We start from the raw sequence: 25,409 nt of genomic DNA on the forward strand, positions 1-25,409 counted from the left end.
CGCTGAAATACAACGACCCCGGCCGTCCCCTCCCCGCGTCGTCGCGGGGCTCCTCCGCGACCCTCCCGGAGGGAGGGTGAAGTGTCTTGTGTAGATGCCAATGCCCATGTGTAGATGCCAATGCCCATAGGGTCGGTGAAATGAAACGACACGCCCGCTTTCATCGTCCACGAGCTGCCATTTCCGCCCGGCGTTGAGCCACGAGCTGGTAGCGGAGCAGAACCAAACGGGCCAAATCGCCCATGTGGTGCAGGCCGTCGCCGCAATCGGTGGCCGCCGCGACCGAAGTCCCGGCGCTCCGCTGCGCGGCGCGCCCGCCGGCGACGCGGTCGCGTCCCGAAGCAGCGGCCGGCAGCGGAGCCGGGGGGTTCACGACCGGCGTTGCGACCGGAGCGGCAACGGGGCTGGAATCCAACGCGGCGGAATCAAAAAGCATCATCTGGGTCATCTCAAAGCTCCGGCAAACGGCCAATCGAGTTGCTTCCGAGCGTGGTTCCGCTCGATTGGTCGGAATCTTCGCGATCCCGATGACACGTCCGGTCACGCCCCAGCGGCGACTGTCCGAAACCGCCAGAATCGGATAAACTTCTTGCAGCTGGACCCGAACGTTCCCGCGGACACGCCGTCGGAGCATGGCGGACGCCGGAGAACCTCGCTCTGGGACACGAATCGGACGAAAAGCGCCGGATTTCGTCTCCAAGCGTGCTGGGGCACGATCGGTCCTTCGCGAATTGATTCCCTTCCCGCGACCGACCTCCGTTTGGGTCGGCAACGCCCCCCAATCGACAAGGTTTTCCCGCATGGCTGCCGCCAACGCCGAAGAAATTGAATTCAAGATTTCGCCCGATGATCAGGACGAACACAGCTTCGTCAGCATTTGGAACATCGCTTCCGCGACCTGTGACGGCAAATTGGAAGAAACCCGGGCGTTGGCTTCCAAACTGCTCAATTTCCTGTGCAAACGTGACTGTGACTTTGTCGTCTGCAGCTCCTCCAACCTGGAATACCTGGACGAGAAATTTGAAAGCGACAACAAGATCTTGTACGACTGGAAGCCCGAGAGCGAGCACGTGGACATCATCACGCAGCACGCCGAAGTGCCCGGAAAGGCCTTCATGTCTTTCCTGAAAACGCACAAGTTCAATCCCGCGACGAAGTACAATCCCCGCCGCGCCGACCGCGTCGAGTGGTTCAACGAACGCTGGTGCGTGGGCTGAGTTCGGGTTCACCGGTGCTGGGGTTCACCGGTGCTGGGGTTCACCGGTGCTGGGGTTCACCGGTGCTGGGGTTCACAGGCTCGGCCCATTCACGCAAGTCAAAACCACGTGCAGCCGAATCAACCTCGGTTGATCGTGGTCCACGTTCTTCCTTTCGCCGGCGACGGCCCGACCCATGCTCCTTCCGCGAACGAATCTGGGGCTGATCTTGGCGTTGCTTTGGATCCTGGGCGCAGGCTCGTCCGGAACAGCCCAGCCTCCCTCCCAGACCACTCCGCCGGCGAATGCCGCTGCGGCGGAAGATGGCGCGGAGAACGCCTCCGCAGAAGACACCTCCGCAGAAGACACCGTGGCGGGTGGGCCTTCCGGCGGCACCGAACTGCCGAACAGTGAATCACAAGCCAAGAAGGATTCACAAGCCGATTCACAAGCCAAGGATCAGCGCACGCTGGCGGACTGGGCGGAACAACTTTCCCACCCTCGGTTTCTCCGCCGCGAATCGGCCGAGCGGCATCTGATTGACGGGGGCGAGAAAGCGGTGCCGGTGCTGATCGAAGCACTCGGCAGTGGCGATCTGGAAACCACCCAGCGGGTCATTTCCGTGCTCGCCCGGATCGCCCAAAGCGAGCCTCCGCTGCACACCGAGGGTGCCTTCGCGGCGCTCTCGGACATCGCCCGCCGAGGCGTCAGCACCAAGTCGAGCGTGGCCAAATCGACCCTGCAGGACCTGATTCTTCAGCGTCAACACGAAGCCCGGGTTCAGCTCACCGCGGCAGGCGTCTTTGTCGACATTGACACCGTCGCTCTGGGGGCGCGCAGCCAGGATCGCCCCATCGTCCGGATCGACGAGAACTGGAACGGAGACGTTCAAACGCTCGACTGGCTGCGATGGTTGGCGGAATACGACTTCGCCGTCTTGAAGGGGAAATCGATCACACCGGAAGTGTTTGAAGCGATCGCCCGGATGCCGGACTTGGAGACACTGGTCGTGATCGAAAGTGAGCTCAGCGCGGCCTCGATCGAAGCCCTGCAGCAGCGCACGCGTCTGGACGCAATCGAGTTTCGTTACATCCGGTTGAACGAAGACATCCTGACCGCGCTGGCGGAGGTGCGACTGAGGAGCGCGATCTATCTGATGGGGACGGGAGTGTCGACCGACAGGGTGGAACAGTTGCGCGCGGAGCTTCCCGGCTTGGAGATCACGCACCGTCAGGGTGGGTTCTTGGGCGTCGTGTGTCGCAGCGTCTTCGACAATGTCTGCGAGGTCAGCCAGATCCTGGAGGATAGTGCGGCCGACAAAGCCGGGCTGCGTCCGGGCGACATCGTGACCCGAATCGATGGCAAAACGATCGCGCGTTTTGAAGATTTGCAAAACCAGATCAATACGCGGATCCCCGGTGACGAGATTTCGATTCAGTTTCGTCGCGGCGATGAAATGATCGACACCACGGCAACCCTGGGCAAACAAAGAAATCAATGACCTCGGGCCGTGTGAAACAGTCCCGCTCGTCATCCGGGCAACGGAGTGCCGTCCCGCCGCACGAACCGGTCTGGCAACAATCTCGTTGGCGGAGCGACGTGCGCCGGAAGTTGCTGGCGTGGTTTGACCAGAACGCGAGGGAAATGCCCTGGCGCAGCGATCCCCAGCCGTATCACGTGTGGGTCAGCGAAATCATGCTGCAGCAGACCCAGGTGGCGACCGTCCTGCCCTACTATCGGCGTTGGATGAAGTCGTTTCCCACGGTCGCCGATCTGGCAGCAGCCGACGAAGCGGAATTGCTGCGTCATTGGGAAGGTCTGGGATACTACCGCCGCGTTCGCTCGCTGCACGCCGCGGCCAAACAAATCATGGAGCGGCACGGCGGCGAGTTCCCGCTGGACTTCGAGTCGGTGCTGGCACTGCCCGGCGTCGGGCGCTACACCGCCGGGGCGGTGTTGTCGATCTCCGCCGGGGCGAAGCTGCCCGTGTTGGAAGGCAATACCCAGCGGGTTTATAGTCGCTGGATTGCGTTGCGACGGCCGCCGAGTGATCCGTCGGCAACCCGCCTGCTATGGGACGTTGCTCAAGCCATGCTGCCACACCGGGGAGCGTCCAGCGGCACGTTCAACCAGGCCGCGATGGAATTGGGGGCCCTGGTCTGCACCCCGACCGGGCCCGACTGTGATTCCTGTCCGGTCCGCGCCCACTGCCAAGCCGCCAAACAGGAGTTGCAGACGGAGATTCCCGGCAAGATCAAACGTCTTCGCTACGAAGACCGAACCGAATTCGCACTGATCGTGGATCGGAAACGACGACGGGAAACCGAATACCTGATGCGTCCGCTACCCGAAGGCGGTCGCTGGGCCGGGCTCTGGGATTTTCCTCGGCCGACGGAAGTCGGAACCGAGACGGTTGACCAGGCGGCTTCCTGGTTGGCCGAACAGCTTGGCGTTCCGGTCGATCACGGCCCGCGTTTGCGGACGCTTCGGCACGCAGTCACCCGTTACCGCATCTCACTTCACATCCATCGCGCCAGGCTCAGCGAAGCGACGTCAATGGCCGATCCGCCCCCGACACCCTGGCAGTGGGTGCGGCTGTCGCACCTGGACCAGCTTCCGATGAGCACGACGGGTCGGCAGATCCACGCGTACCTGCAAGACAACCGGCAACCGTTGCTGCCGCTGGGTTAGCGAGACAGCGGTTGATTCTGATTCGGATTCCGGTAGTGAGACGCATTCGATTTTGCGGGCACATTCGGTTTACAATGGAGGGACTTTCTACCTGCCCCTTCATCTCTCTCCCACCTAACCCACCAGAGATCCTCACCATGTCGAATCGAGACCGATTTCGTCTACGATCCGTCTTCGGCACCGCGACCTGTTTGGCAGCCGGATGGTGCTTTTCCGCTGCAGCCGTTGCCGCACCGTTGGACAGCACCACCGACTCGCAGGAAGCCTCCCAAACCGCCCAGCTCGGCACCGACACGTCACTTCTGTCGGGCATCCCCGGCGAGGGCAAGGTGTCGCTGGAAGAAGTCCAGCAATGGCTTGCCGATCCCGCCAACCATACCGAGCTGACGGTGCAACTGCCCAAAGGATTGGACGCGGCAAGCGGCAACATTTACATCCCCGAAGACAACCCGCTGACGCGTGCCAAGATCGAACTGGGACGCCAACTGTATTTTGACCCGCGACTTTCCAGCGACAGCACAATTTCGTGCGCCTCCTGTCACGACCCGGCTTCCGGCTACGCGGCCCCGACCCAATTTGGCGTCGGTGTCGGCGGACAGGAGGGCGGACGGAATTCACCGGTCTCCTACAACCGCATCATCACCAAGGAGCAGTTTTGGGATGGCCGCGCGGGTTCCCTGGAAGACCAGGCGGTGGGGCCGATCGCCAATCCGATCGAGATGGGCAACACGCACGAACAATGCGTCTCCGATCTGGCGTCCAACAAGGTCTATGTCGCGGAGTTCGATAAGATCTTTCCCGACGGACTGACGATCGACAACGTCGGCAAAGCCTTGGCCGCGTTCGAACGCACCCTGGTGACAGGTCCGGCGCCCTATGACTATCAAGTCGAACTGGACAATTTCAAAAAGGTCTTCGCGGCCGATCTGGAATTCCTGGACGAGGATCCGGAATTGAAAGAAGAGTTCGACGCGTTGCAGGCGGCCGCGGCCAAGCATCCGATGAGCGAATCGGCCAAACGCGGCATGAAGCTGTTCAGCGGCAAAGCCAATTGCACCGCGTGTCATGCCGGTGCCAACTTTGCCGACGAGCAGTACCACAACCTGGGCGTGGGCATGGACGCCGAAGAACCCGACCTGGGCCGCTACGAAGTGACCGAGCAGGAAAAGGATAAAGGGGCTTTCAAAACGCCGACGCTTCGCAACGTCGCATTGTCAGGGCCTTACATGCACGACGGCAGCCAGAAGACGCTGGAAGAAGTCGTCGAATGGTACGACAAGGGCGGCCACAAGAATCCCTGGCTGAGCGACAAGATGAAACCGCTGAACTTGACCGACCAGGAGAAGGCGGATCTGGTCGCGTTCATGAAAGAAGGTTTGACCGGATCGTTCCCGAAGCTGGAAACCGGTCGCTTGCCCGAATAGGACGGGCAATCATCGATACCGATCCGACAAGTTCGTGAACAAGCGAAAAACGGCGAAGCACAGGCTTCGCCGTTTTTTTTATGCTGGGTGATCGCCGCGGCGGCTACCAGGTGAGCAGCCCGCCGGATTGTTGTTCGTCACCGTCTTCCCAGTGACGCCGAATTTCGCGCAGCCCGTAGGCGCACATCTCAAAGTGTTCGCTCATCCGCTGGATGACTTCCGAGGACGGACGATCTTCCCCGCCTTCGATCTCCGCCGCGATCGCGTAAGCACGTTTTCCCTGTCGGCAATAATCCAGGAATCGATCCGGGGATTCGGCCAGACCTTTCCGGCCAGAGAGACTTTCCGGATACATGCCTGACCAGAACAAGGTGAAGTCACCGACGTGGCGGTACACTTCGCGCTTGGCCAACCCGATCCGTCGCTCGGCTTCGGCGACCATCTGGACCAGGTGCCGCGTCCGCATGCCGTCGCTCTGTCGCAACGAGTACAAAGAATCGACGCGAACGAAACGCAGCATCATGTCGCTGACGTAATCCACCAGCTGGACATCCACCACGCCCAGCTTGGTATGGAAGATGAACTCGCTGATCCCGCGAAAGAACCGCTCGATCGTCGAGGCTCGATTGTCATTCAGATCGTCGTCGGATGCCAACGTCATCGGTAGACCTCTCGATAGAAAACCTGGCGACGCGAACGCTGCCTGCGATCGGCAATCGCAACCGTGGTCCTTGACTGCTAGCGGCCGACCGCGGTCGCCGTCAAGACAGATCCAGAATAATCAAAACGCTAATCGCCTGTTGCAAGACTACCCCACCAACTTTCATTCGGCTGCCAATTCTCCTGTAAGATCTGCGAATGGAATTTTTCCAGCCGGTCTTTGGTGTCGGAGTGAATTTTTTCGAACCATGCGTCCGTCTTCGCAGGATCGTAGCGGGGATCCGGTTTCGGGCGTTTTGCCCCCACATCCGTCAGCCAACCGTCCAACTGTTTCCACAGCCGGCTGGCGTGCTGGGGATGGGTGCGTGAGACGTCACTGCGTTCTCCCGGATCGACGTCCAATTGATACAATTCGTTCCGCCCGTCTTCGTAGTAGTGGATCAGCTTCCATTCGCCCTGGCGGATGATGGCATGAGGCTCGCCGCCTTGATTGCCGTAGTGCGGGTAGTGCCAGTACAGCGGGCGGTCGGCGATCTGTCCGCCGCCGAGCAACGGCTTCAAACTGACGCCGTCGACATGCTGCTCCGGTCGCAGCGGCAACCCACACAGGTCCAGAATCGTGGGGTAAAGATCCGCACCGGTGACCGGAACGTCGCACGTCGAACCGGCGGCCACCTGCCGCGGGTAGCGGATGTAGAACGGTTCGCGAATCCCGCCTTCCCACTGGCGTCCCTTGCCGCCGCGAAACGGCAGGTTGCAGGTGCTGTAGGCGTCACCCGACGAAACGCCGCCGTTGTCGCTGGTGAAGATGACGACGGTGTTGTCCGCCAGGCCATTTTCCTCCAGTGCTTGCAGGACGACGCCCACCGCATCATCAACCGTCTCCACCATCCCGGCGTAAACCGGATGATCTTGGACTTGCCGGACCGGCAAGGTGCGGTCGATCGAAAATCGCTGACCGCCCTCGGGCAATTCCGGCGCCAACTTGCGGTACTTTTCCCACAACCGCTTCGTCGTCTGCACGGGGCCGTGCACGCTGTAAAACGACAGCATCGCAAAAAACGGATCGTCCTTGTTGGACGTGATGTAGTCCGCCGTCTCCTGGGCCAAACGCATCGGCAAGGATTCCCCCGCCGGCCCGTTCTCCAGCACCGGATTGTTGTACGGCGAAAAGTATCCGCCCGGCGGGCTGCCCCGATCATGGCCGCCCTTGTTGACCTGATAACCGTGGTCGGTCGGCCAGGAACCGCGATCGCCGAGATGCCACTTGCCGGCAAAGAACGTGCGATAGCCCGCTTCGACCAATGCCTCCGCCAACGTGACATCATCGTTGGGCAAGGCGTGAACGTAATCGGCCGGCAACACCCGATAGGGGCGCGTCCATTCCATTCCGCTCTTGGCGCCGATCCAGTCCGTGATCCCGTTGCGCGCCGGAAAGGTGCCCAGCTGGATACTCGCCCGTGACGGGCTGCAGACACAGCACGTCGCGTAACCATTGGTAAACCGCATGCCTTCGGAAGCAATCCGATCGATGTGGGGCGAGCGGTAAAAGGTGCTGCCCTCACCGGACAAGTCGACCGCCCCCATGTCGTCCATCAAAATCAACACGACATTGGGTCGCGATTGCTGGGCGAAACCGGCCGGAGCCACCGAAAGAAGTCCGAGGAGCGAAAAGAACGGAACCAAACCGAAGGCTGTGAACTGTCGAGACGTCATCGTTGCGGGATACAAGGCCGGGAGGGTGATGGGGAGGGGTCGGCGAATTCTTTCTCGCCGAACGTGACGACTCCATCATACTCGCTTCGCGGTCGCGCGAATGCGGAGCCCGTTGCGCAGAGGGGTGACTGCATCCGACGCTGGCGTTACCGTCGCGAACCACCCGCGGCCAATTTCAATTCCAGATAGCTTTCTTGGACTCGATGAAGCAGGCCCAACTGGTCAGCCAAGCGAGCAATGCTCTCGCCGGCTTCTTCGGCAGCATCCTGGTTGCTGTCGGATTCATCGATCAACAATTCGATCTCAGCAAAACAGCCCAAACCGTCCACGTCGTCCAGGGTCACCGTGAAGTGATTTCGGGGATCGTCATCGGACCAACCGTACGAGCAACGTGTTTTCTCCACGATCTCCACGACCGAGAACCCCAGGGCGGTCAACAATCGCTGCATCTGCCGGCCTTCGGGATCGCCCGGGGCCAGACACCATTCGATCTCTTGTCTCGCTTTCAGCGTCGAATCGCTCAACCGCAGTTTCGGTCCTTTGTAAGTCACCGACGGGACCGAATCGACTTGGCGAATTCGGAGGGCCTCCTGCGATTGGCGAAAATCGCGTGACGGGTGTTGGTAGTAGGTATCGGCGTGACGCTGGGTTTCGCCTGCGGAAGCGCCGCTGGCGGCCAACCGTGATTGCAACTCGCGGCGATCCGCCACGCGGAATTTTTGTTCGATTTCAAACATGTTTCGAATGCAATGCTGGAAAGACTGTGGCGTGAGGCGGGTGGCCGGGGACGTTGCGGGCCCCTGGCGATTGCATCCAGGGAGCCGCCCGGAACACGGTCCGGGTGGGCAGTGCTGATTTTGCTAAGATCTGGGTCGCCCGTGCAGTGGCCGGCGGGAGATCCCGCACCGGTTTGTCACTTTCCGCGATCCGCTTCCTCACTCGTATTCGGTGTGCGTCATGCGTCCGTTTAAAAATCGACCCTTCGCCCATATCGTCGTCCTTTGTCTCGCCTGGGGCTGCTGGTCCGGGGCGTCACGCGGTGAAGATTGGGTCCAATGGATGGGCAATCAACGTGACAATGTGCTCCGCGATGTTGCTCAGCTGGAGGACCTGCCGTCGCAACCTGAGGTCGCGTGGCGCAGTGAACTGGATGGCGGCTACGCCGGTCCGGCCGTCGGTGGCGGCCGCGTGTTCGTCACCGACTACGTCACATCGAACGATGTCAGTGTTGCGAATTTCGAACGCAACGAGTTTTCCGGGATCGAACGGGTGCTGTGTTTTGACCAGGCGAGCGGGAAGCTGCAATGGAAGCACGAGTATCCGGTCAAGTACACGGTTTCCTACCCCGCGGGTCCCCGCTGCACGCCGACGATCGACGATGACCGCGTCTACACCCTGGGCACCGAAGGCGACTTGTTCTGCTTCCGTGTGACCGACGGCAGCGTGGTCTGGTCCCGCAACCTCCGTGAAGACTTCAACACGAAAGCGGCGTTGTGGGGTTACGCCAGCCATCCTTTGATCGACGGCGACCGGCTGATCTGTGTGGTCGGCGGCGAGGGTTCCCACATGGTTGCCTTTGACAAAAAAACGGGCGACGAGATCTGGCGTCAGGGTACCGCCCCGGAACAGGGATACGTGCCGCCGACCATCATCGAAGCCGGTGGCGTGCGTCAGTTGATCTCCGGTCGACCGGATGCCATCGCGTCGTTGGATCCGGAAACCGGCAAGACGTACTGGAGCGTTCCCTACGAGGCGACCAACGGCTCGATCATCATGTCCCCGGTGACCGTCGACGTGGATGGCACGAAGTACCTGTACATCGGCGGCTACGACAAAAAGAACCTGCTCCTGAAGCTTGATCCCGACAAGCCCGCGGCCACCTGGGTCTGGCAGGACGAAGTCAAACAGGGGATTTCACCGGTGAACGTCCAACCGTTGGTCGTCGACGGGATCATCTACGGCCTGGACCAAAAGGGCACGCTGATGGCGGTGGAAATCCCCAGCGGTGATCGCCTGTGGGAAACGTCGCAGCCGCTGGCCGAAAGGCCGCTGGGAACCGGAACCGCCTTCATCGTCCGCATCGATTCCACGGACCGTTTTCTGATGTTCACCGAAATGGGTGATCTGGTGCTGGGGCAGATGGACCGGTCCGGCTTCAAAGAACTGGACCGCGCGAACGTCATCCAGCCGACCGGAACGGCTTTCGGCAGGAAAGTCGTCTGGAGCGCGCCGGCCTATGCCGACGGCAAGATGTTTGTCCGCAACGACAAAGAGATCGTGTGCGTGCGTCTGACACCCTAGCCCGCTGGCGACGATAGCAACCCGGGCTCGCTTTATTGCTCGTTGTACCCACCCTCGCCGGAGCGTGGAGCTTGCTTTTTTGCTCGTTGCAGCCACGCTCGCCAGACCGCGGAGTTTGCTGTCCAGCTAGCGAGCCCCTTGTTCCAAGACCTTGCGAATCCGCAAAGCGACGGTCTGATCGCTTTCAGATTTCAGCCGCTGGCGCAACAGGCGTTCTGATTCGGGATCGCCTTGGCCGGCGAGTTCTGCGACCGCTCGCATGCGATCGAATCGGCTGGGACTGTTCAATCGATCTGCCGGCGACGTCGCGTCTCCGGCTGCATCGACCCCCTTCGTCGCGGTTACGGCGTTGGGATCGCCGGATCTCGATTCGGTTGTCCGGGGCGACGTGGCTTCGGGCACCGTCGCATGGAAGCCGGGTTTGACAATCTTCGCTGGTTTGCCAGTGCTCGGGAGGGCGGTGCCAATGGTTGGGGAAGGGGCGTCGAACCGTTCTTTCGGCCGCGAATGATCGGCGGCTGGGGCGGCGGCCTGACTCAGAATGACGTCGTCGGCAGCGAGCGGGCGAAGCGTGGTGACGTTGGCACGATACAACCTGGGAGCCCCCGTCGCACCGGCCTCCGGAGGCCACTGAGACCAACTGGCACCGGCTTCGCCCATCGAATCCAGAGGCAGCGGTCGTTTGGCGGGCGACAATGCAACGCTGGGAAGACGCTTCAACCCCGCTTCGGCAACATCATCCCTGCTGGCCGCGGGGCTTGGGCCGGTACCGGTGCGTGACCAGTCTCCGGCAACGATCGCACGCGCCCGGTCCAATGTCGCCATTTCCTTCTCATCAGCACCTTCAAGTCCTGAGGCCGCGCCCGAGTCGATTTCCGCGAGCAGGTCTTCTACCAACGTCTGTCCCAACCGCTGAAGGCGACGCGACCGTTCATCGGAAGTTTGGGTCCCCAACTGAAGGCACGCACGTTCAATCGCAGCGACCAGCGCAGTCCGACGTTTGGTGACCGTTTCGGCGGGCAAGGTCGTCCAGGACTTGAGTGACTGATTGGTCAACTGGAACGCCAGCTCGGAGACCTGGGGCGATTCGTCGGCCACGGCAAGCACGACCGTTTCAATTCCGACCGCGTCGTAGGCGCCGAGTTGGCGCAAACCATCCAGCTTTTCGTTCACATCCTGGCTGGCAAAGTCGCGTGACAGCCGCTGGACCTGAAACCGCTGCCAGCAATGGTGTCCCAGACCGGCGGCCGCCGACAGGACAATCACGACCATCAGGAATCGAACGGCCGAAAGCAGACTGCGGCGAGAGCGCTCGCGCTCGTCGGCGAACACGGAAAAAGGGTTGGGAGTCCGGTTGAAATCGAAATCGTCCATCGTGTTCGATCGCGGTGTCGGGGTGGGGAACCGGAGCTTCGGTCGAAGGCGTGGCCCGCGATCTTCTCGGATCCGCTTGGCCGGACGCAAGGTCAGCTTCACGCCTCCCTCGCCAACGCGGCCCGGGTATGTTTTCTCGTTCCCGGGCTCCCGCATGGGAACGCACTGCACGCTGGCTCCGCCAGCCCACTGGCACTCGACTCGCCACTTGCTCACATCCCTCCGCCATTTAACGCGGCGCCGGGACGCCGACGGCGTCCAGTTTTTGCCGATACGCCTCGCGGTCGGCCCGCCACTGCTGATGCATCTGCCGCGGCACATCGATTCCTTCCAGCGAATCGGCCAACACACCCTGAGCCGTCACGGCGTCGAGCGGCGTCGCGAGATCGCCGATCCACACGATCCGAGCGTCCGCATCGACCAGGCAACATGTGCCCGGCTGCAGCCCCAGGTCGGTGGCCAGCGTCCCGCGGTCATCTTGGACCAGCACCAGGCCCGATGTGCGTAAGCGTTCGGCGCCTGCCCGATCGACCAATGCGACGATTCGCAGCTGCCGCTGCATCGGATCGCCCAATTGCGTCTGCCAGTGCGAAAGTGCGGCAAGAGCGTTCATCGTCTGGGCGTCACCCTGCATTTCATCCGCGTCGGAATCGGATGAGAACTGCCCGCAAAAGAACAGCGTCATCTGCCGGTCGATTCCCCGGTGGGTGACACGAACGCGGCCGGTCAGGTCGGACACGTCAAACGGTTTCAGCCGTCCTCCGATCAACGATGATGGCTCCGGCGGGGGCAACGGCACCAGCGCCCCAACGTACTGCGGCGATCGCGGAAACGAAGTGGCGATCGAATCGAATTCCAACTCGGTCGACGGATCGAAGGTCGCTTCGCGCAACCGCAATTCCAGTGAACGCACCTTCCACCCATCCAGCTGGACCTGCTGGCCGGCCATCGAAACCGGCAGATCGACACTCCGCACCAGAGACCGTTTTCGATCAATCCAAAATCGGTACACATCGCGGTCAGCAACCGCGCGAATCACTACTTGATCGATTCCATCGCGTCGCTGCATGGACTCGTACTCAATCGTACGCTCCCCGCCCGCCTGGGCGTCGCCGAACAGCTTCGCCATCGGATCCGGATCGAGCAGCCACTCCAGCTGCGGCGGCGGTCCGCCCAACCCGGCAACCATTCGCGCTGACAAGAGCGGATCTTTCAGCAGGTAGTCCAACGTGGGACGATTCTGGTCACCACGTTGGCTGGCAGGGGCTCCGACAACCACTTGGCCATCGTGCAAATCGGTCTGTTCGTCCGCGATCCAGCCGAGGGTCATTTCCGTGTCCGACCACAATCGGGCATCGTAAGCTGCGACCCAAATTGTCGATCCCTGAAGGGCCACCTGCATCGGCGCGGTGCGGCGTTCCAGCCGATCATCTTTCTGCACCCGCAGTCGAACTTCGCCTTGATCCTGGTAGGCGCGGGTGTTGCGGTACCGCGTCAACACCTGACGCAGGTAATCCGCGGCAGCAACCTCTGGCAACGCCGCGGCCGGGGTCTGGATCGAAGCCGGGTTGGAAGACGGCGATCGGTCGCTGGAGCTCCCACAGCCATAGACGCCAATCGTCAGCGGCAAAGCGAGCGTCAACGTGATCGCCGATCGCAGCAGCCCCCCGGGCCCGAGCGACATGCGAAAAAAGCGTTTCATTCGATCCGTGAAGGCAGTGGGAAGGCGGCGGACCGTCGGGAGACTTTCGCGGACCGCTGGTAATGGAGGCCGTCGCTCGGCCGGGGCGACGGGTTGGAACAGGCGAAGGACGGAAAGGCGTCCAACGTTTTCCATCAGCTAACGGCCCCCGTCCGGTTGCGTTTTTTTAGCCGAATCGGGATAACCGCGCACAGACAGTTTTGGTCTGCCGTCCCACGTCGGTTTTGCGTGCCGCGTCAATCGCGGTGGCCGCGCCGCCCCCAGAAATCCACCCAAACGACTCCAAGATGGCTTCGCGAGAATTTCCCGAAAACGTTCGGTTCGACACGCGCACGTTTGATTTAGCTTCCGGCACGGTGTGGGAATTCCACGCGTCGACCGACCAGACCAGCCAGAACGTGGTGGACGAAACCATCGCGGCGTTGTCCGCGCCCGATGATTTTCCGCCACTGGGCTCGGCCATCGTGCCGGGCGACCGCGTGGCGATTGCCGTCGACCCGAACGTCCCCCAGATCGACGCGGTGCTCGAAGGCGTTTTGACGGCCCTGCGCGATACCGCCGCGGAGCAGATCGAAATCGTGGTTTGGGACGAGGCGACCAACGAGACGCTGGACAAGATTGAAAAGTCCGCGGGTGGTTCGCTGGTGACGCGTCATCAATGCGATATGCGGCAGACACTTTGCTACCTGGCTGCCGACGTGAACGCCGACCCGATCTACCTGAATCGCGCCCTGGTGGAAGCGGATCTGGTGCTGCCGATCATCGCCGTGCGTCCTTCGGAGGTTGCCGATCGCCGAGATTTGACCGGCGTGTTTCCCTCGCTCTCGGATTCCGCCACGCGTTTGCGATTCTTCCAGAAAGTGCAGGCGGGGGAGGCGAATCGGACCGCCATGAAATCTGGCAACACCATCGCTCAGGAAGTCCCCTGGCTGCTGGGAGTCCAGCTGATCTTGGCCGTCACCGCCAATTCCCAAGGACAGGCGGGGGAAATCCGCGCGGGCACCACGGAATCACTGGCCCAGCGAATTTCACCGCAGCTGGGTCATCCCGATCCGGTGCCCCCGCCGGCCGCTCTGGTCATCGCGGCGCTGGACGGCGACCAGCAACAACAGACTTGGGAAAACGTGGTCCGCGCCGCGAAGGCTGCCAAAGAACACGCGGAGCCGGAAGGAACCATCGTGATTTGGTCGTCGCTCCGGCAAGTCCCCAGCGGTGCGTTGCTGACCATGGACGACGATCCGGAAGGACTGCCGCGCACCGATCGCAAAGCGGTCGAAGCCATCCAGGACGAACCTTCCCAAACGCTGCCCCGCTGGGATGCCAGCGAACCGATGGCGCTGACCCTGCAGGAGATTCTCCGACAGCATCGCGTCCTGCTGCACAGCGAACTGCCCGGCGAAACCGTGGAACCGTTGGGAATGGGGGTCATTGAAAACGCCGAGCAGCTGAGCAAACTGAGCCAAGGTTTTGACACATGCGCCGTGCTGAGGGCAGCACAATTCGCCAGTGGCCAGTGACCGACACCCGCCGCTCCAGTTGTTACCATCAGTGCCCGCCCCCCGAATCGTCCACTCGCGAAATCGACGGCATCCCCATCCTGACAGCCAAGTGACGGCATGAGCATTCGCATCGAAGAAGCGTACCAGCATTGTCCGCGCTGCGCCGCCGAAGCGCCCGAACCCGGCAAGGTTCCCTTTCGGTGTCAGCATTGCGGGTTCACCCACTTCTTCGGACCGGTCGCGGCGGTTGGAGCATTGATCATCGACGGCCAGGACCGCCTGCTGTTGGTCCGCAGGGCCAGGGACCCGGGCAAAGGAATGTGGGGCCTCCCCGGCGGATTCGTCGACCAAGACGAAACGGTCGAACAAGCGCTGAATCGAGAGATCTACGAAGAGACGCGGTTGGAACTGGATTCGTTGTCACTGCTGGTGACCTATCCGAACGAGTACAACTATCGGGGCGTGGTTTCACCGGTGATCGACCTTTTTTACTGTTGCCGAGCCAGTGAGCCTGGGCGGGTCGAATTGGAACCGGCCGAGCTGGACGATTACGTCTGGGTGCGTCCGACCGATCAGTACTTGGACAACATGGCGTTCCCCTCCAACCGACGCGCCATCGAGTTCTGGATGGATTCGGGTGCGGGGTGAGTTCCGGCACCGAGAACCTCCGATGAGCTCCGGGGTCCGGCCTGATCAGCCATCGGCTGCTCCGAAACCGTCGCATCCCTGCTCCTTTCCGCCGCACCGCTAGCCGAATCGCCAGCCGACCTTGCCCGACCTGATCCTTGTCCCCACCGACCGAGAACGCGAACGGATCGCCAACGCCATCTCAACCCACGACTCGCGGTGGCGATGCTGTACGATCGGCTTTGGCGTGATCGCCGCGGGCGTCGCGGCTGCAGCGGAGCTCAGCCGCCACCGCCCAAGCCGAGTGATCCTGGCGGGCATCGCGGGTCTGTATCGCGACCGGGCCGGTGGGGTCTTTCGGCTCGGGGACGCGGCCTGCTTTGACTCGGTCTGGATCGATGGGATCGGCGTGGGGCAAGGAGACGCCTTTATCGATGCGGTGGCGATGGGGTGGAACTGGTTCAGCGAAGATCGGTCGACAACTTCCCTGACACTGGCACCGATCGCTCAGCCCGCCGAATCGATTAACGCATCGCGACCAGACCTTCCGCGACCGGCCTTACTGACCGTCTGCTCCGCCTCGGCGAACGAGCGTGAATCAAGCTGGCGACGCGACCGGTTCCCGCAAGTCCTCGGTGAAGACATGGAAAGCTTTGCGGTTGCTTTCGCATGTCGTGCGGCCGGCGTCCCGTTGACCGTGGTCCGCGGGTTCTCCAATTGGGTGGGGGATCGCAACCATGGGCACTGGAAAATCGATCAGGCGCTCGACCGTGTCGCGGAGACCATCGCCCCCCTCGTGACGTCACCATGAGTAATCATCGAACGATCCGGCTGGGAATTTCCACCTGCCCCAATGACACGTTTGCCTTTCACGCTTTGCTCAATCGGCTGGTCGATTGGCGCGGTCTTGATTTTCAGGTGCAGTTGCTGGACATCGAAGATCTGAACAAAGGCTTATTCGGCGGTCAATTTGATGTGGCCAAATGCAGCTTTCACGCGGCGCTGCACTTGGCGGACGCGATCTGGGTGCTTCCCAGTGGGTCCGCCTTGGGGTTCGGCGTCGGACCGCTGCTCCTTTCAGCTCGCCCCGACGAACTCCCCTCCGGTCCCGACCAACTGACGCTCTGTCCCGGCAAACACACCACGGCGACATTGCTGTTTCGTCTGTTCCATCCCGACACCACGACGGTGCAGCAGGTCGTGTTTTCCGACATCATGCCGCGACTGCGCGATCAAACAGCCGACTTCGGCGTTTGCATCCACGAAGGCCGGTTCACTTGGCAGTCGCAGGGCCTGGCCCTGGTCGAAGACTTGGGGACTCGATGGGAGCAGGAAACCGGATGCCCGCTACCCCTTGGCGGCTTGGTTGGATCCCGATCGCTTCCCAGTTCCATCCTTTGGACGGTTCAAAGTGTGATCGCCGACTCATTGAGATTTGCACGGGCGAATCCCGACGCGGCTTTGCCGACCATGCGCCACTACGCGCAAGAATTCGATGACGAAGTGTTGATGGACCACGTCCGCTTGTACGTCAACGATTGGACCACCGACTTGGGACCGGAGGGTGCTCGATCGCTGCAGCGGTTGAGTGAGAAAGCCCAAAAAGTCGGATTGCTTCCCGTCGATTCCCCCGGGGTGCAAGTTTTGCCGCCGCACCCGGCGCCCGACGCCGTGTGATCGATCGTCGCAGCAGAATGGTGAGTCAGCTGGAAACGGGGCACTGCTTCAAACTCCAGCCGCGAAGCGGCGACAGCAATCCGCCCGGGCGAAAGGCGAGGCAATCCTCCCTCGCTGCGCTCGCCCTCCTTGGAAAGAAGGGTGAAATACAGCTGAACGGCCTCCTCGCGCGAAGGCGAAGTGACTTGTGCCGGCACGCGGGACGCCCACTGGGCGAGCATTGAACCGATCGCGGCTCATCGCATAGGCTATTTAGAGCTCCCGGCGACTGAATCCTCTTCGAACGTATTCCTTTGACTGGCTTTCTGATGGCAACCAAACGCGTCCTCCTGGTTTGCATGGGCAACATCTGCCGCTCCGCCGCGGGAGAAGCTGTGATGAAGCGTTTTGCCGAGGAATTCGGTCTGGACGTGGAAATCGATTCGGCCGGAACGCACGACCACCACGTCGGTGAGAAGGCCGACGGGCGAATGCGCGCCGCGGCGGAAGCTCGTGGCTACGAGTTGACCAGCCGGGCCAGGCAGGTCACCCGGGAGGACTTACAACCCGGCAAGTTTGATCTCGTGCTGGCCATGGACAACCAAAACTACGACCGCCTGACGGAACTGGCGGGGAAGCCGGCATCGCACATCCGGATTTTCAGCGACTACTTGGACGACAATTGGCCCAATGACGTCCCGGACCCGTATTACGGCGACGACGCCGGCTTTGACGAAGTGCTGGACATGCTGGAAGAGGGTTGCCCGATCATCTTGCAGACGCTGGCCGGCGAAGAGATCTTCGACATGGGATTCGAAGATTAGGGGAACCGCATCACTTCGCATGAGCCGCGTGGCGCCAGCCGCGGGTTTTCTCAAATCAACCGGCGGCGAGCGCCACGCCTCTCATTGCCCTGCAAATCACAACGTTGTTGATTGAAAAGTGTCGCGGTCCAGCCAGCGGCTGCGTCGTCCTCTGGACGCAGCCTCAACGAAGCGATCTCCAGGCACCGTTACTTGTCGGTGTCCATGTCCTTCAAGGATTTGCCCAAACGTTTGCGGCTGCCGGCGTTGGAACCCTTGCGTCGCGACTTGGGTTTGCTGTCATTTCCAAGCAAGGTGGCTAATGCCGGCTGCAGCTCCTGGTCGGTCTCCGGCATGCCAATTTGCTCGACGGCGTCGCTGACGCCCAACAACACGGACTGACGCACGCCGTCACGCAACCACTCGAAAAAGTTCATATTCATCAACGGAATCCTTCCCTGGGAACCGGAATCAATTCATTGCGAACGGCTTCTAAACCGTCGCGGGGCGACAAGTCCAGCCCGATTCTTGGTCGCACCGAGTTTTCACCGGACCGAGTTTTCGCCGCACCGGTTTTTCCAAACAGTGTCGACCTTCAACGTCCCTCAAACCAGCACAACCATCGCGGCCGACCGAAAAAGTCATGGATCGGCAATCTGTTCGGGTGGATCCACCCACACCACGTCGCCCATGGCGATGACTTCCACACCGTCCTGACGCCCCAACGCCCGCACCGCGATCAATGTTGGGAGATCGGGGTCCGACTCCGCCACCGCGCGGATCTCTTCCAGCCCCCACACAAAATAGGACGTGCTGCACGCCTCCGCATCGGTGGCGTTGTCACAGATGGCGGTCAACGACAGCACGTCGCCCGCCGGATATCCCGTTCGCGGGTCGATCACGTGACCGTAGCGACGTCCGCGATGATGAAAGTACTGCTTTCCCGACCCACTGGTGGACAGAGCCTGATCAATCAAACGGATGCCCGCCAATCGGCGTTTCGGCTTGGTGGGATGGGAGATTCCGACGGCCCATCCCGGTCGATCGGCGCTCTGGCCGCCATGGGCGATCACGCTGCTGCCCCCGCCGTGGATCAAAAAGTTTCCCAATCCCCGGCGTCTCAATTCGGCGGTCAAACGGTCCAACGCAAACCCCTTCCCGATGGCTCCCAGATTCACTTCCATTCCGGGACAAGAAAACCTGACGGTTCGTTGGTCGGCATCCAACTGCATTTTCTGGTAGCCGACCCGCTCGCGAGCCTGCTGGATCTCCGCGTCGCCAGGCTTCTTCCCCCTCCGCTGGGTAAAGCCCCAAGCTCGAACCAGCGGGCCGGCCGTCACGTCGAACGCGCCTCCGGACCGCTCACTCCAACGTTGGCTGGTTTCAAGCAAATTGAAGGTGTCCGCCGACACGGCGACCGGCTCGACGGCGGCGTGGGCATTGACACGAGAGATCTCGCTATCGGCCACGTAAACGCTCAGATCGGCTTCGATCCGGTCCAGCAATTCGAGCGATTCCAACGCCGCTTCGACCCGATGAGCTTCCGATTCGGCCAAAATCACGGCAAACTCGGTCGCCATCGCGCGGTGGGTGACGGTCGTGAGCATCGGGCAAAATCACCGGGGGAGGGACGGTATGAGCTGACGCCGCCAGTGTAGCGGGCGCCGTCAACTGCATCGGCGAGGCCGAGCCCCGCGAATCAGGTGAGAAGATCGGCAATCGCGGCAGGTCTTTCCCTGGAACCGGCATCGGACCGGCCCCCGGGGCGCTTCCACCCACGACATCGGCGAACTCCTTGCGGACCTTTTCCGCGATCGCCGGCCGGCTCGGTCGCTCAAGGTCGCACCGCGAACCTGTTGCCGCCAATCTTTCTCCCTGATTTCATTCCCGGGAGACCGATTCGATGGGTTGCCAAGAATGCGTCCATGCAACACAATCTCGCCTCAAGTTTGACCCGCCGAGTCACCGAAAAGCGGTGGGTACGGAGCGGTGGCTGAGTGGTCGAAAGCGCCGGTTTGCTAAATCGGTGAACCGGGAAACTGGTTCCGCAGGTTCGAATCCTGTCCGCTCCGCTTGATCGTCGGTATTGAACGATCGATCCAGGGATCTGCCCACGGGAGATTCGGGACACGATGTTGGCTTCGGCAGCGCCCCCCAGGTCCTTGGTTTTCGGACGGTCGCGTTGTTACGATCCATCGTCTTTACCGGTCAAGTCCATGTCACTGAAGTCTTCGGTGACACCTTGAGAGTGTAGCTCAGTCGGTAGAGCATTCGACTTTTAATCGAATGGTCCTGGGTTCGAGTCCCAGCACTCTCACTTCGGTTGGCATTTCTTCTTGGCCAACACACGCTCGGCCGCCCTGCGGCCTCGAGGCTTTCCGCATTCGCGGTGTGGGCCGGTTGGCCTGTGTATTCTTTCCTAGTCGGCGTCTTGCTGAAGAACGACCCATTGTCGTAGCCATGCTCGCCAGAGCGTGAGCCACCGTCTGGCGACGGTAGCTACATCGACGTCTTGATGCACGGGTATTCCGCATCGGCGGTGCGGCCCGGTTGAGGTGTGTCCGTCGCATTCTTTTGGGATCGGTGGGTAGCTGGAGAACGCCCCACTGATGTAGCCATGCTCGCCAGAGCGTGTGCGACAGTCTGGCGACGGTCGCTACATCGCTGTTCCCGGACGCCGACCGAACAAACGCTCAATCGCCCCGCGATGGCGGTTGCCGGCAAGGCAGATCGGGGCCGCGAGAATCCGGCTGGCAGGCATGAGGATCGCGGTGACCGCGATGCAGTGCCACAGCAACACGCGTTCGCTGGGGAACTGCGTCCAGGACACCGCGCCGATTGCCAGTGTCAACGCAACCAGCGTGATCAGGATCCACGCGACAGTTGACGTCCGCGTCAGTCCACTGGCGATCAGCCGGTGGGTCGCGACACCAACAATCATCAACTTGATCCCCAGCAACCAGGGCAAGAATCTTGGGATCCTCGCGATCGTTTCCCAACTCCATTGGGCCCAAGCGTCCCAACTGGGATATTGCATGAAATGAAACAAAAACCAGCTGAAGCCTACGAACGCGACGGCGAACTTTCCAACCACGCTGTACAGCAAATAACGCAGGTTGTCAGTCGACATCGCCGCTACGGTCCACGTCGTCTGACGGACGACCAAGATCAACACCAGGAAAAAGCAAATCACTGCGATGCCGCGTCCGGCATCGGCATCTCCGAACTGCGTTTGCAGGGCGCGATTCCAGTCGGACACCACCTCGGCGCGCCCGGTCGCCCACCCCAGGGCCAAGACGACCGGAACGCCCAGCAGCGAGACCAGCCAAATCAATGACGCCACCGCCTGACGCGTCCACACGATCGTGGACGTCGGGAGGGGCGAAACCCGAAGCAGGTTGGGGAGGAAGCATCGGTCGCGACTGTACATCAGCGACTCGACGAGCAAGTTCGTGGCAAACAGCAACGCCAACCCGCTCCACAGCATTCGCACCAGATCGACCGGCCCCAGCAAGCCAAAACCGAGCACGACCGCCAACCAGTAGGCCGCCATCAGACGCGTCCCCGCACCGGTCAATTTGGACAGGTCGTACCGAACCAATGCGGCGGCCGGACCGATCTTCCATCGGTCCGAAATCGCCGATGTGCCACGCTGGCTGTCTGCGGTCGTAAGCGTTCCACCAGCACGAGTGTGATCGCGATTCAACCAGGCATCGATCACCGATTCGCCCGGCATGCCCCCGGCGTTGCACCGTGCCAACTGGACCGCGCGGATTGCCAGAAAGACGGAAAGCGCGTACACGCCAACAACGACGAACGGAAAAACCAGATTGACGAAGTTTCGCAGAGGAGGGAAACGTTCCAGCGGATTCTCGGCGTCGAACAAAACCGTCGCCGACAGCCCCAACCAACCAAGGGCGGGCAGAATGAAGATCAACATCAAGATCAGCCGCGTGTACGTCCCACGGAAAGGACGCCACGCGTAGACGCAGATGAAGATGAACAGCGACGCCAAGATGACGCTGGACAAGATCCAGTGTTGGACCGGACGTCCCAATTGCCACGCCGTGAATGAAAATCCGCCAACGACCGCCAACACCCAGAGTGTCTTCAAGGCGATCGGCACCGCGGCCAGTTTCCACGCCGGCAGCGGCGATCGCATCAGCCAGGAACAGTATGCGCTGGAGCGATCGGTCAATTCAGACTGACTTCCCAGGTCAAATAAGGCCAACGTCAGTGCGATCAATGGCAGCGAAGCGAAGCCAATCCAGATCGGGACGTCGCGATGAATCTGCACGTGGTCTCCAAGCGTTCTGCCGACGATCCAGGCGAGCGCATGCAGCATGACGAAATAGCCGAGGGCCGGCACGGTGATCGCACTCGACCGCCGCCAGCACAATCGGGTCAAGGCCCAGGTCTCATTCATCGATCCCCCCCTGTCCGCCTGAGAATGCGTCCGAGGATGCGCCAACGGGCGAGGGCGTCGAAGCGAGCAGGGAATCGGCCCGCGGCGTCTGAACGCGGCCGGCAAACCAGCGTTGCAGCGTGACCGGTTGCCGGCTCATCATGGTCCACCGCTCCGAATCCGGTTCGGCCCCCGCACCACGTTGGCGGTCCACGACGACGGACCATTCGGCCCCGTTTCGTCGGGCGCCGAAAGCGTGTTCGATCGGAGGCACCTCCGGCGTCGGAAGATTCGCCCGGTAGCACCGCTCCTCATAACGCTGCGGCAACGAATCGGCGTCGATGGTTTCCAACACGCGACCTTGATGGATCAACGCAATCTGGTCACAGACCCGGTCGATTTCATCCAGCAGGTGGCTGGAAAAGATGACGGTTCGCCCTTCGTCAGCCGTGGTGCGAATGATGGCTTCCAGGATGTCGGCCCGCGCCAGCGGGTCCAATCCGCTGCTCGGTTCGTCCAAGATCAACAGGGCCGGCCGGTGGCCGATCGCCGCCAATAGCGAAGCACGCGCGCGTCCGCCTCGCGAAAGCGAACGCAAACGCGAACGTGGCGACAGTTCGAACAAGTCACACAGCTCGGCCGCATAGTCATCCGACCAATCGGGATACACCGATCGGCACCAGCAAAGCAGGTCCTCGATCAACATCCATGTCGGCAAAGCTTCATCCTCCGCCATGTAACCGACGCGGCGCAGCAATCGTTCCGGCGAAAGCGTCGGATCCTGCCCCAGCACCCGCACGCGTCCCTGGAGCGCTCGCAAGGCGCCAACCAGGTGGCGAATCAGGGTGGTTTTCCCGGCACCATTCAGACCCACCAGACCAAACACCGCCCCGCGGGGAACCTGCAACGTCACGTCCGACAGAGCCGGTTGGCCGCGGAAGGACCGCGAAAGCGATTCCACCTGGACCGCCCATCGCTCCGCGTCGTCGGCATCGATGGAGGAAACAACCAAGTGGTCCGATGAATCCTGGCTGGAAATGCTCATTGCTGCTTCCCCCTTCGCTCGATGACTTTTTGACGGGTTTGAATCAACTCATTCAGCTCTTCCTTTGCGACGCCCAAATGGCCTGCCAGGATCAACAGCTTGTCGATCTCGGGGGTCAACAACCGACGTCGCCTGGCAGGACTCTTGCTGCCGGAATTCTCTGACACGAACGTGCCGGTCGTGCGTCGCTTCTCCACCAGGCCTTCGTGTTCCAGCTCTCGGTAGGCGCGGGCGATGGTGTTTGGATTGACCTGAAGCGACTCGGCCAATCCGCGGATGGTCGGCAATTCCTCGCCGCTGCGCAGCTGGCCGGCGACGATGCGAAAGCGGATCTGGTCGACGATCTGCTGGTAGATCGGTCCGCTGCCGGATTGGATTTGAATCAACATGCTTGCGCCTTTGTATTAATTCAATAATACAACCCGACCGGCACCTGTCAATGGTGATTCCGGCCCCGGGCGAACGGCCCCCGGGCAAACGGGGCCCCCACGTCGCGAGATGGCGGGTATCGGCCGGGCGCGGCGAGTTTTAGACTGCAGGTTCTCAATCTGGCCGCGGACCGGCGCCCGGAGATCATGACGGGTCATCCCGGAGTCGACCTTCAAGGCAACGCAACCAGGCCAGTTTCCCCCTTCCTGCTCTCGGAGCCGCCTGCGAATCCATGTCCGCCGACGACACCACGCCCGATCCGCCCGAAAGCGGCCAACCCGATTCCCCCTCCGCGCCGGCGCTCCGGGCCCGCGTTCCCGACCATGTTGCCGGCGGAACGTTCAGCACCGGTGCGATCGTGATGACCGGGCCGACCGAATTCATCGTCGATTTTCTGCAAACGATCGGCCGTCCCCACCGCGTGGCCGCTCGAGTGATCATTCCGCATCCGGTGATGCCGCAATTCATCGATGCGTTGAACACAAACTTGGATCTGTACCGAAATCGCTTCGGCGATCCAGTGACGCCCCAGCCCCAACCGCCCAATCCGGACGCCCGGCGGCCAAGCCCCCAGGAGATCTACGACGATCTAAAAATGCCCGATGAGGTGATGAGCGGGACGTACGCCAACGGGGTGATGATCGGCCATGGGGCCACCGAATTCGGTTTGGACTTTCTGACCAGTTTTTTTCCGCAGTCCGCAGTCAGTTGCCGCGTCTTCGTGGCGGCCGGGCAAGTGCCGCGGCTGCTTGAATCGCTCAAGGGTGCCGTCAAGCAGTTGGAACAGCGACGTCAGGCCGGCCCCTCGCAACCGCCGAGCGGGGAAAACTTTCCTCCTCCGTCGTCTCCCCAGGAACAAGACGGTGACTCCGGCAACGCGCCTGACGATGACGACCCGAATCAGTCGTTCGACGAGGGCGACCATGGACCTCGGCCCACGGGGGGCTGATTCCGGCGATAGGTAACTCCTTCCTTGGCTCGCCACCGCCGCCTGGCGCTGGGCTTGATCGGTCCAGCAGGTTGCTCCACTGGCGAAGGCCTGGAACCTTCTCCCCGGGCAACCGCTACTTTTGACTTCAGGTATTTGAATCGTTTGATGGCTATTTCAGACCACCTGCCGCTGATGGAGGGACTTGTCAAAACCGACGTCCCCGAGGGGCTGCCGTTGGTGCTTGCCAGTGGTTCCCCGCGGCGAGCCCAACTGCTCCGCGCCGCCGGATACACTTTCACCATCGACCCGGCCAGCGATGATGCCGAATGCGGCGTTTGCAGCCGCGAAACCGCGCCGGAGCTGGTGGCCCGATACGCGTATCGCAAAGCCGAAAGCGTGCTGCCGCGATACCGTCACGCCGACCGGCCGGCGATGATCTTGGCCGCCGACACGGTTGCCTCGTGCAACGGCCAAATCCTGGGCAAGCCGGCCGACGAATCCCATGCGGCCGAAATGCTTGCTTTGCTCAGCGGCCGCCGCCACGACGTCTACACGGGAGTCTGCCTGTGGTCGTCCCCCGATTCACGCTGCATCGTGGACGTGGTGCGTACCGAGCTGCAAATGCAACCATTAGACCCCGCCATGATCCGAGACTATTTGGCGACCCATTTGTGGGACGGCAAGGCGGGCGGGTTCGGCTACCAGGACGGCAACGACTGGATCGCCGTCGTCGATGGTGGCAGCGAGAGCAACGTGGTGGGACTGCCGATGGAGCGACTAAAAGAATTACTGGAAAATTTCAGTTCATCGGCCGAAACCATTGATACGACCGGACCCGGCTCGCCTGCTTCGCGCTAGGTTCTGTCTGAGAACCTCAAGCCAGACTCGCTCGTATCGGGTCGACGCATCGACAGCTCGGCAGATCGGGCCCCGATGCTAGCGACCGACGG

General features: G+C 61.6%; 23 protein-coding genes and 2 tRNA genes. 14 read left to right on the top strand and 11 right to left on the bottom strand.

Annotation, left to right across the window (positions count from 1 at the left end; all coding sequences use genetic code 11):
• Positions 1-160 precede the first annotated feature (160 nt).
• Positions 161-634 carry a hypothetical protein gene (locus FYK55_RS05710; protein WP_150075436.1) on the bottom strand — a complete coding sequence of 158 codons (474 nt, stop codon included), beginning with the start codon at positions 632-634 and terminating at the stop codon, positions 161-163.
• Between the two features lie 166 nt (positions 635-800).
• On the opposite strand from FYK55_RS05710, the gene FYK55_RS05715 reads away from it, so the two are divergent.
• The 4 genes from FYK55_RS05715 to FYK55_RS05730 all read left to right on the top strand — a co-directional run bounded on the left by FYK55_RS05715 (position 801) and on the right by FYK55_RS05730 (position 5,311).
• On the top strand, positions 801-1,217 hold the full coding sequence (locus FYK55_RS05715) for a hypothetical protein (RefSeq protein ID WP_150075437.1): 417 nt from the start codon (positions 801-803) through the stop codon (positions 1,215-1,217).
• A 175-nt stretch (positions 1,218-1,392) separates the two neighbouring features.
• On the top strand, positions 1,393-2,697 hold the full coding sequence (locus tag FYK55_RS05720) for a PDZ domain-containing protein (protein ID WP_150075438.1): 1,305 nt from the start codon (positions 1,393-1,395) through the stop codon (positions 2,695-2,697).
• Positions 2,694-3,887, top strand: a complete 1,194-nt coding sequence (gene mutY, locus FYK55_RS05725; RefSeq protein ID WP_390621708.1) for an A/G-specific adenine glycosylase — start codon at positions 2,694-2,696, stop codon at positions 3,885-3,887. Before FYK55_RS05720 ends, mutY begins: the two co-directional genes overlap by 4 nt.
• Before the next feature lie 137 nt (positions 3,888-4,024).
• Positions 4,025-5,311: a cytochrome-c peroxidase gene (locus FYK55_RS05730; RefSeq protein ID WP_150075440.1), complete on the top strand. Its 1,287-nt coding sequence runs from the start codon at positions 4,025-4,027 to the stop codon at positions 5,309-5,311.
• 103 nt (positions 5,312-5,414) lie between these two features.
• Here the strand turns inward: FYK55_RS05730 and FYK55_RS05735 are convergent, their stop codons facing one another.
• The 3 genes from FYK55_RS05735 to cyaB form a co-directional block, all read right to left on the bottom strand.
• A complete protein-coding gene (locus tag FYK55_RS05735) occupies positions 5,415-5,972 on the bottom strand; it encodes a hypothetical protein (RefSeq protein WP_150075441.1) in 558 nt (185 codons plus the stop codon).
• Positions 5,973-6,100: 128 nt separating this feature from the next.
• Complete coding sequence (locus FYK55_RS05740) at positions 6,101-7,687, bottom strand: sulfatase (RefSeq protein WP_150075442.1); 1,587 nt, start codon at positions 7,685-7,687, stop codon at positions 6,101-6,103.
• A gap of 146 nt (positions 7,688-7,833) precedes the next feature.
• Entirely contained in the window at positions 7,834-8,424 is a 591-nt protein-coding gene (gene cyaB / locus FYK55_RS05745; RefSeq protein ID WP_150075443.1) for a class IV adenylate cyclase, read from the bottom strand.
• A 322-nt stretch (positions 8,425-8,746) separates the two neighbouring features.
• Between cyaB and FYK55_RS05750 the strand changes: the two genes are divergently transcribed.
• Complete coding sequence (locus tag FYK55_RS05750) at positions 8,747-9,988, top strand: PQQ-binding-like beta-propeller repeat protein (protein ID WP_201743632.1); 1,242 nt, start codon at positions 8,747-8,749, stop codon at positions 9,986-9,988.
• Between the two features lie 126 nt (positions 9,989-10,114).
• Here FYK55_RS05750 and FYK55_RS05755 read toward each other — a convergent pair whose 3' ends face one another.
• On the bottom strand, positions 10,115-11,362 hold the full coding sequence (locus FYK55_RS05755) for a hypothetical protein (protein WP_150075445.1): 1,248 nt from the start codon (positions 11,360-11,362) through the stop codon (positions 10,115-10,117).
• A gap of 229 nt (positions 11,363-11,591) precedes the next feature.
• A complete protein-coding gene (locus FYK55_RS05760) occupies positions 11,592-13,064 on the bottom strand; it encodes a hypothetical protein (RefSeq protein WP_150075446.1) in 1,473 nt (490 codons plus the stop codon).
• 287 nt (positions 13,065-13,351) lie between these two features.
• Between FYK55_RS05760 and FYK55_RS05765 the strand changes: the two genes are divergently transcribed.
• From FYK55_RS05765 to FYK55_RS05785, 5 genes are all read left to right on the top strand, one after another.
• A complete protein-coding gene (locus FYK55_RS05765; protein WP_150075447.1) occupies positions 13,352-14,581 on the top strand; it encodes a lactate racemase domain-containing protein in 1,230 nt (409 codons plus the stop codon).
• A 99-nt stretch (positions 14,582-14,680) separates the two neighbouring features.
• Positions 14,681-15,211: an NUDIX hydrolase gene (locus tag FYK55_RS05770; protein ID WP_150075448.1), complete on the top strand. Its 531-nt coding sequence runs from the start codon at positions 14,681-14,683 to the stop codon at positions 15,209-15,211.
• 121 nt (positions 15,212-15,332) lie between these two features.
• A complete protein-coding gene (mqnB, locus tag FYK55_RS05775) occupies positions 15,333-16,001 on the top strand; it encodes a futalosine hydrolase (protein WP_150075449.1) in 669 nt (222 codons plus the stop codon).
• Positions 15,998-16,867, top strand: a complete 870-nt coding sequence (locus FYK55_RS05780; RefSeq protein ID WP_150075450.1) for a 1,4-dihydroxy-6-naphthoate synthase — start codon at positions 15,998-16,000, stop codon at positions 16,865-16,867. The genes mqnB and FYK55_RS05780 overlap by 4 nt, the downstream gene beginning before the upstream one ends.
• Before the next feature lie 308 nt (positions 16,868-17,175).
• Entirely contained in the window at positions 17,176-17,670 is a 495-nt protein-coding gene (locus FYK55_RS05785) for a low molecular weight protein-tyrosine-phosphatase (protein WP_150075451.1), read from the top strand.
• Positions 17,671-17,858: 188 nt separating this feature from the next.
• Here the strand turns inward: FYK55_RS05785 and FYK55_RS05790 are convergent, their stop codons facing one another.
• Together FYK55_RS05790 and FYK55_RS05795 are read right to left on the bottom strand one after the other, a co-directional pair.
• Positions 17,859-18,092 (bottom strand): hypothetical protein, encoded by a 234-nt coding sequence (locus FYK55_RS05790; RefSeq protein ID WP_150075452.1) that lies wholly within the window; start codon positions 18,090-18,092, stop codon positions 17,859-17,861.
• Positions 18,093-18,290: 198 nt separating this feature from the next.
• A complete protein-coding gene (locus tag FYK55_RS05795; RefSeq protein WP_150075453.1) occupies positions 18,291-19,256 on the bottom strand; it encodes an FAD:protein FMN transferase in 966 nt (321 codons plus the stop codon).
• A 376-nt stretch (positions 19,257-19,632) separates the two neighbouring features.
• On the opposite strand from FYK55_RS05795, the gene FYK55_RS05800 reads away from it, so the two are divergent.
• Positions 19,633-19,721, top strand: a tRNA-Ser gene (locus FYK55_RS05800).
• A gap of 172 nt (positions 19,722-19,893) precedes the next feature.
• A tRNA-Lys gene (locus FYK55_RS05805) sits at positions 19,894-19,966 on the top strand.
• Positions 19,967-20,305: 339 nt separating this feature from the next.
• On the opposite strand, the gene FYK55_RS05810 is transcribed toward FYK55_RS05805, so the two are convergent.
• From FYK55_RS05810 to FYK55_RS05820, 3 genes are read right to left on the bottom strand one after another with little or no spacing between them, the layout of a single operon-like run.
• On the bottom strand, positions 20,306-22,075 hold the full coding sequence (locus FYK55_RS05810) for a hypothetical protein (protein WP_150075454.1): 1,770 nt from the start codon (positions 22,073-22,075) through the stop codon (positions 20,306-20,308).
• Entirely contained in the window at positions 22,068-23,099 is a 1,032-nt protein-coding gene (locus FYK55_RS05815; RefSeq protein WP_150075455.1) for an ABC transporter ATP-binding protein, read from the bottom strand. The genes FYK55_RS05810 and FYK55_RS05815 overlap by 8 nt, the downstream gene beginning before the upstream one ends.
• Positions 23,096-23,488, bottom strand: a complete 393-nt coding sequence (locus tag FYK55_RS05820; RefSeq protein ID WP_150075456.1) for a GntR family transcriptional regulator — start codon at positions 23,486-23,488, stop codon at positions 23,096-23,098. The genes FYK55_RS05815 and FYK55_RS05820 overlap by 4 nt, the downstream gene beginning before the upstream one ends.
• A 272-nt stretch (positions 23,489-23,760) precedes the next feature.
• Here FYK55_RS05820 and FYK55_RS05825 point away from each other — a divergent pair, with 272 nt between their 5' ends.
• A complete protein-coding gene (locus tag FYK55_RS05825; RefSeq protein WP_150075457.1) occupies positions 23,761-24,477 on the top strand; it encodes a DUF3467 domain-containing protein in 717 nt (238 codons plus the stop codon).
• Positions 24,478-24,651: 174 nt separating this feature from the next.
• Positions 24,652-25,317 carry a nucleoside triphosphate pyrophosphatase gene (locus FYK55_RS05830; RefSeq protein ID WP_150075838.1) on the top strand — a complete coding sequence of 222 codons (666 nt, stop codon included), beginning with the start codon at positions 24,652-24,654 and terminating at the stop codon, positions 25,315-25,317.
• The last annotated feature ends 92 nt before the right edge of the window (positions 25,318-25,409 follow it).

The organism is Roseiconus nitratireducens (assembly GCF_008629675.1).
GTDB lineage: Bacteria > Planctomycetota > Planctomycetia > Pirellulales > Pirellulaceae > Stieleria > Stieleria nitratireducens.

Bases quoted from the DNA above. Each gene is read 5' to 3' on its own strand.
- FYK55_RS05710 (WP_150075436.1), bottom strand. From the start codon at position 634: ATGCTCCGACGGCGTGTCCGCGGGAACGTTCGGGTCCAGCTGCAAGAA.
- FYK55_RS05715 (WP_150075437.1), top strand. From the start codon at position 801: ATGGCTGCCGCCAACGCCGAAGAAATTGAATTCAAGATTTCGCCCGAT.
- FYK55_RS05720 (WP_150075438.1), top strand. From the start codon at position 1,393: ATGCTCCTTCCGCGAACGAATCTGGGGCTGATCTTGGCGTTGCTTTGG.
- mutY (WP_390621708.1), top strand. From the start codon at position 2,694: ATGACCTCGGGCCGTGTGAAACAGTCCCGCTCGTCATCCGGGCAACGG.
- FYK55_RS05730 (WP_150075440.1), top strand. From the start codon at position 4,025: ATGTCGAATCGAGACCGATTTCGTCTACGATCCGTCTTCGGCACCGCG.
- FYK55_RS05735 (WP_150075441.1), bottom strand. From the start codon at position 5,972: ATGACGTTGGCATCCGACGACGATCTGAATGACAATCGAGCCTCGACG.
- FYK55_RS05740 (WP_150075442.1), bottom strand. From the start codon at position 7,687: ATGACGTCTCGACAGTTCACAGCCTTCGGTTTGGTTCCGTTCTTTTCG.
- cyaB (WP_150075443.1), bottom strand. From the start codon at position 8,424: ATGTTTGAAATCGAACAAAAATTCCGCGTGGCGGATCGCCGCGAGTTG.
- FYK55_RS05750 (WP_201743632.1), top strand. From the start codon at position 8,747: ATGGGCAATCAACGTGACAATGTGCTCCGCGATGTTGCTCAGCTGGAG.
- FYK55_RS05755 (WP_150075445.1), bottom strand. From the start codon at position 11,362: ATGGACGATTTCGATTTCAACCGGACTCCCAACCCTTTTTCCGTGTTC.
- FYK55_RS05760 (WP_150075446.1), bottom strand. From the start codon at position 13,064: ATGAAACGCTTTTTTCGCATGTCGCTCGGGCCCGGGGGGCTGCTGCGA.
- FYK55_RS05765 (WP_150075447.1), top strand. From the start codon at position 13,352: ATGGCTTCGCGAGAATTTCCCGAAAACGTTCGGTTCGACACGCGCACG.
- FYK55_RS05770 (WP_150075448.1), top strand. From the start codon at position 14,681: ATGAGCATTCGCATCGAAGAAGCGTACCAGCATTGTCCGCGCTGCGCC.
- FYK55_RS05780 (WP_150075450.1), top strand. From the start codon at position 15,998: ATGAGTAATCATCGAACGATCCGGCTGGGAATTTCCACCTGCCCCAAT.
- FYK55_RS05785 (WP_150075451.1), top strand. From the start codon at position 17,176: ATGGCAACCAAACGCGTCCTCCTGGTTTGCATGGGCAACATCTGCCGC.
- FYK55_RS05790 (WP_150075452.1), bottom strand. From the start codon at position 18,092: ATGAATATGAACTTTTTCGAGTGGTTGCGTGACGGCGTGCGTCAGTCC.
- FYK55_RS05795 (WP_150075453.1), bottom strand. From the start codon at position 19,256: ATGCTCACGACCGTCACCCACCGCGCGATGGCGACCGAGTTTGCCGTG.
- FYK55_RS05810 (WP_150075454.1), bottom strand. From the start codon at position 22,075: ATGAATGAGACCTGGGCCTTGACCCGATTGTGCTGGCGGCGGTCGAGT.
- FYK55_RS05815 (WP_150075455.1), bottom strand. From the start codon at position 23,099: ATGAGCATTTCCAGCCAGGATTCATCGGACCACTTGGTTGTTTCCTCC.
- FYK55_RS05820 (WP_150075456.1), bottom strand. From the start codon at position 23,488: ATGTTGATTCAAATCCAATCCGGCAGCGGACCGATCTACCAGCAGATC.
- FYK55_RS05825 (WP_150075457.1), top strand. From the start codon at position 23,761: ATGTCCGCCGACGACACCACGCCCGATCCGCCCGAAAGCGGCCAACCC.
- FYK55_RS05830 (WP_150075838.1), top strand. From the start codon at position 24,652: ATGGAGGGACTTGTCAAAACCGACGTCCCCGAGGGGCTGCCGTTGGTG.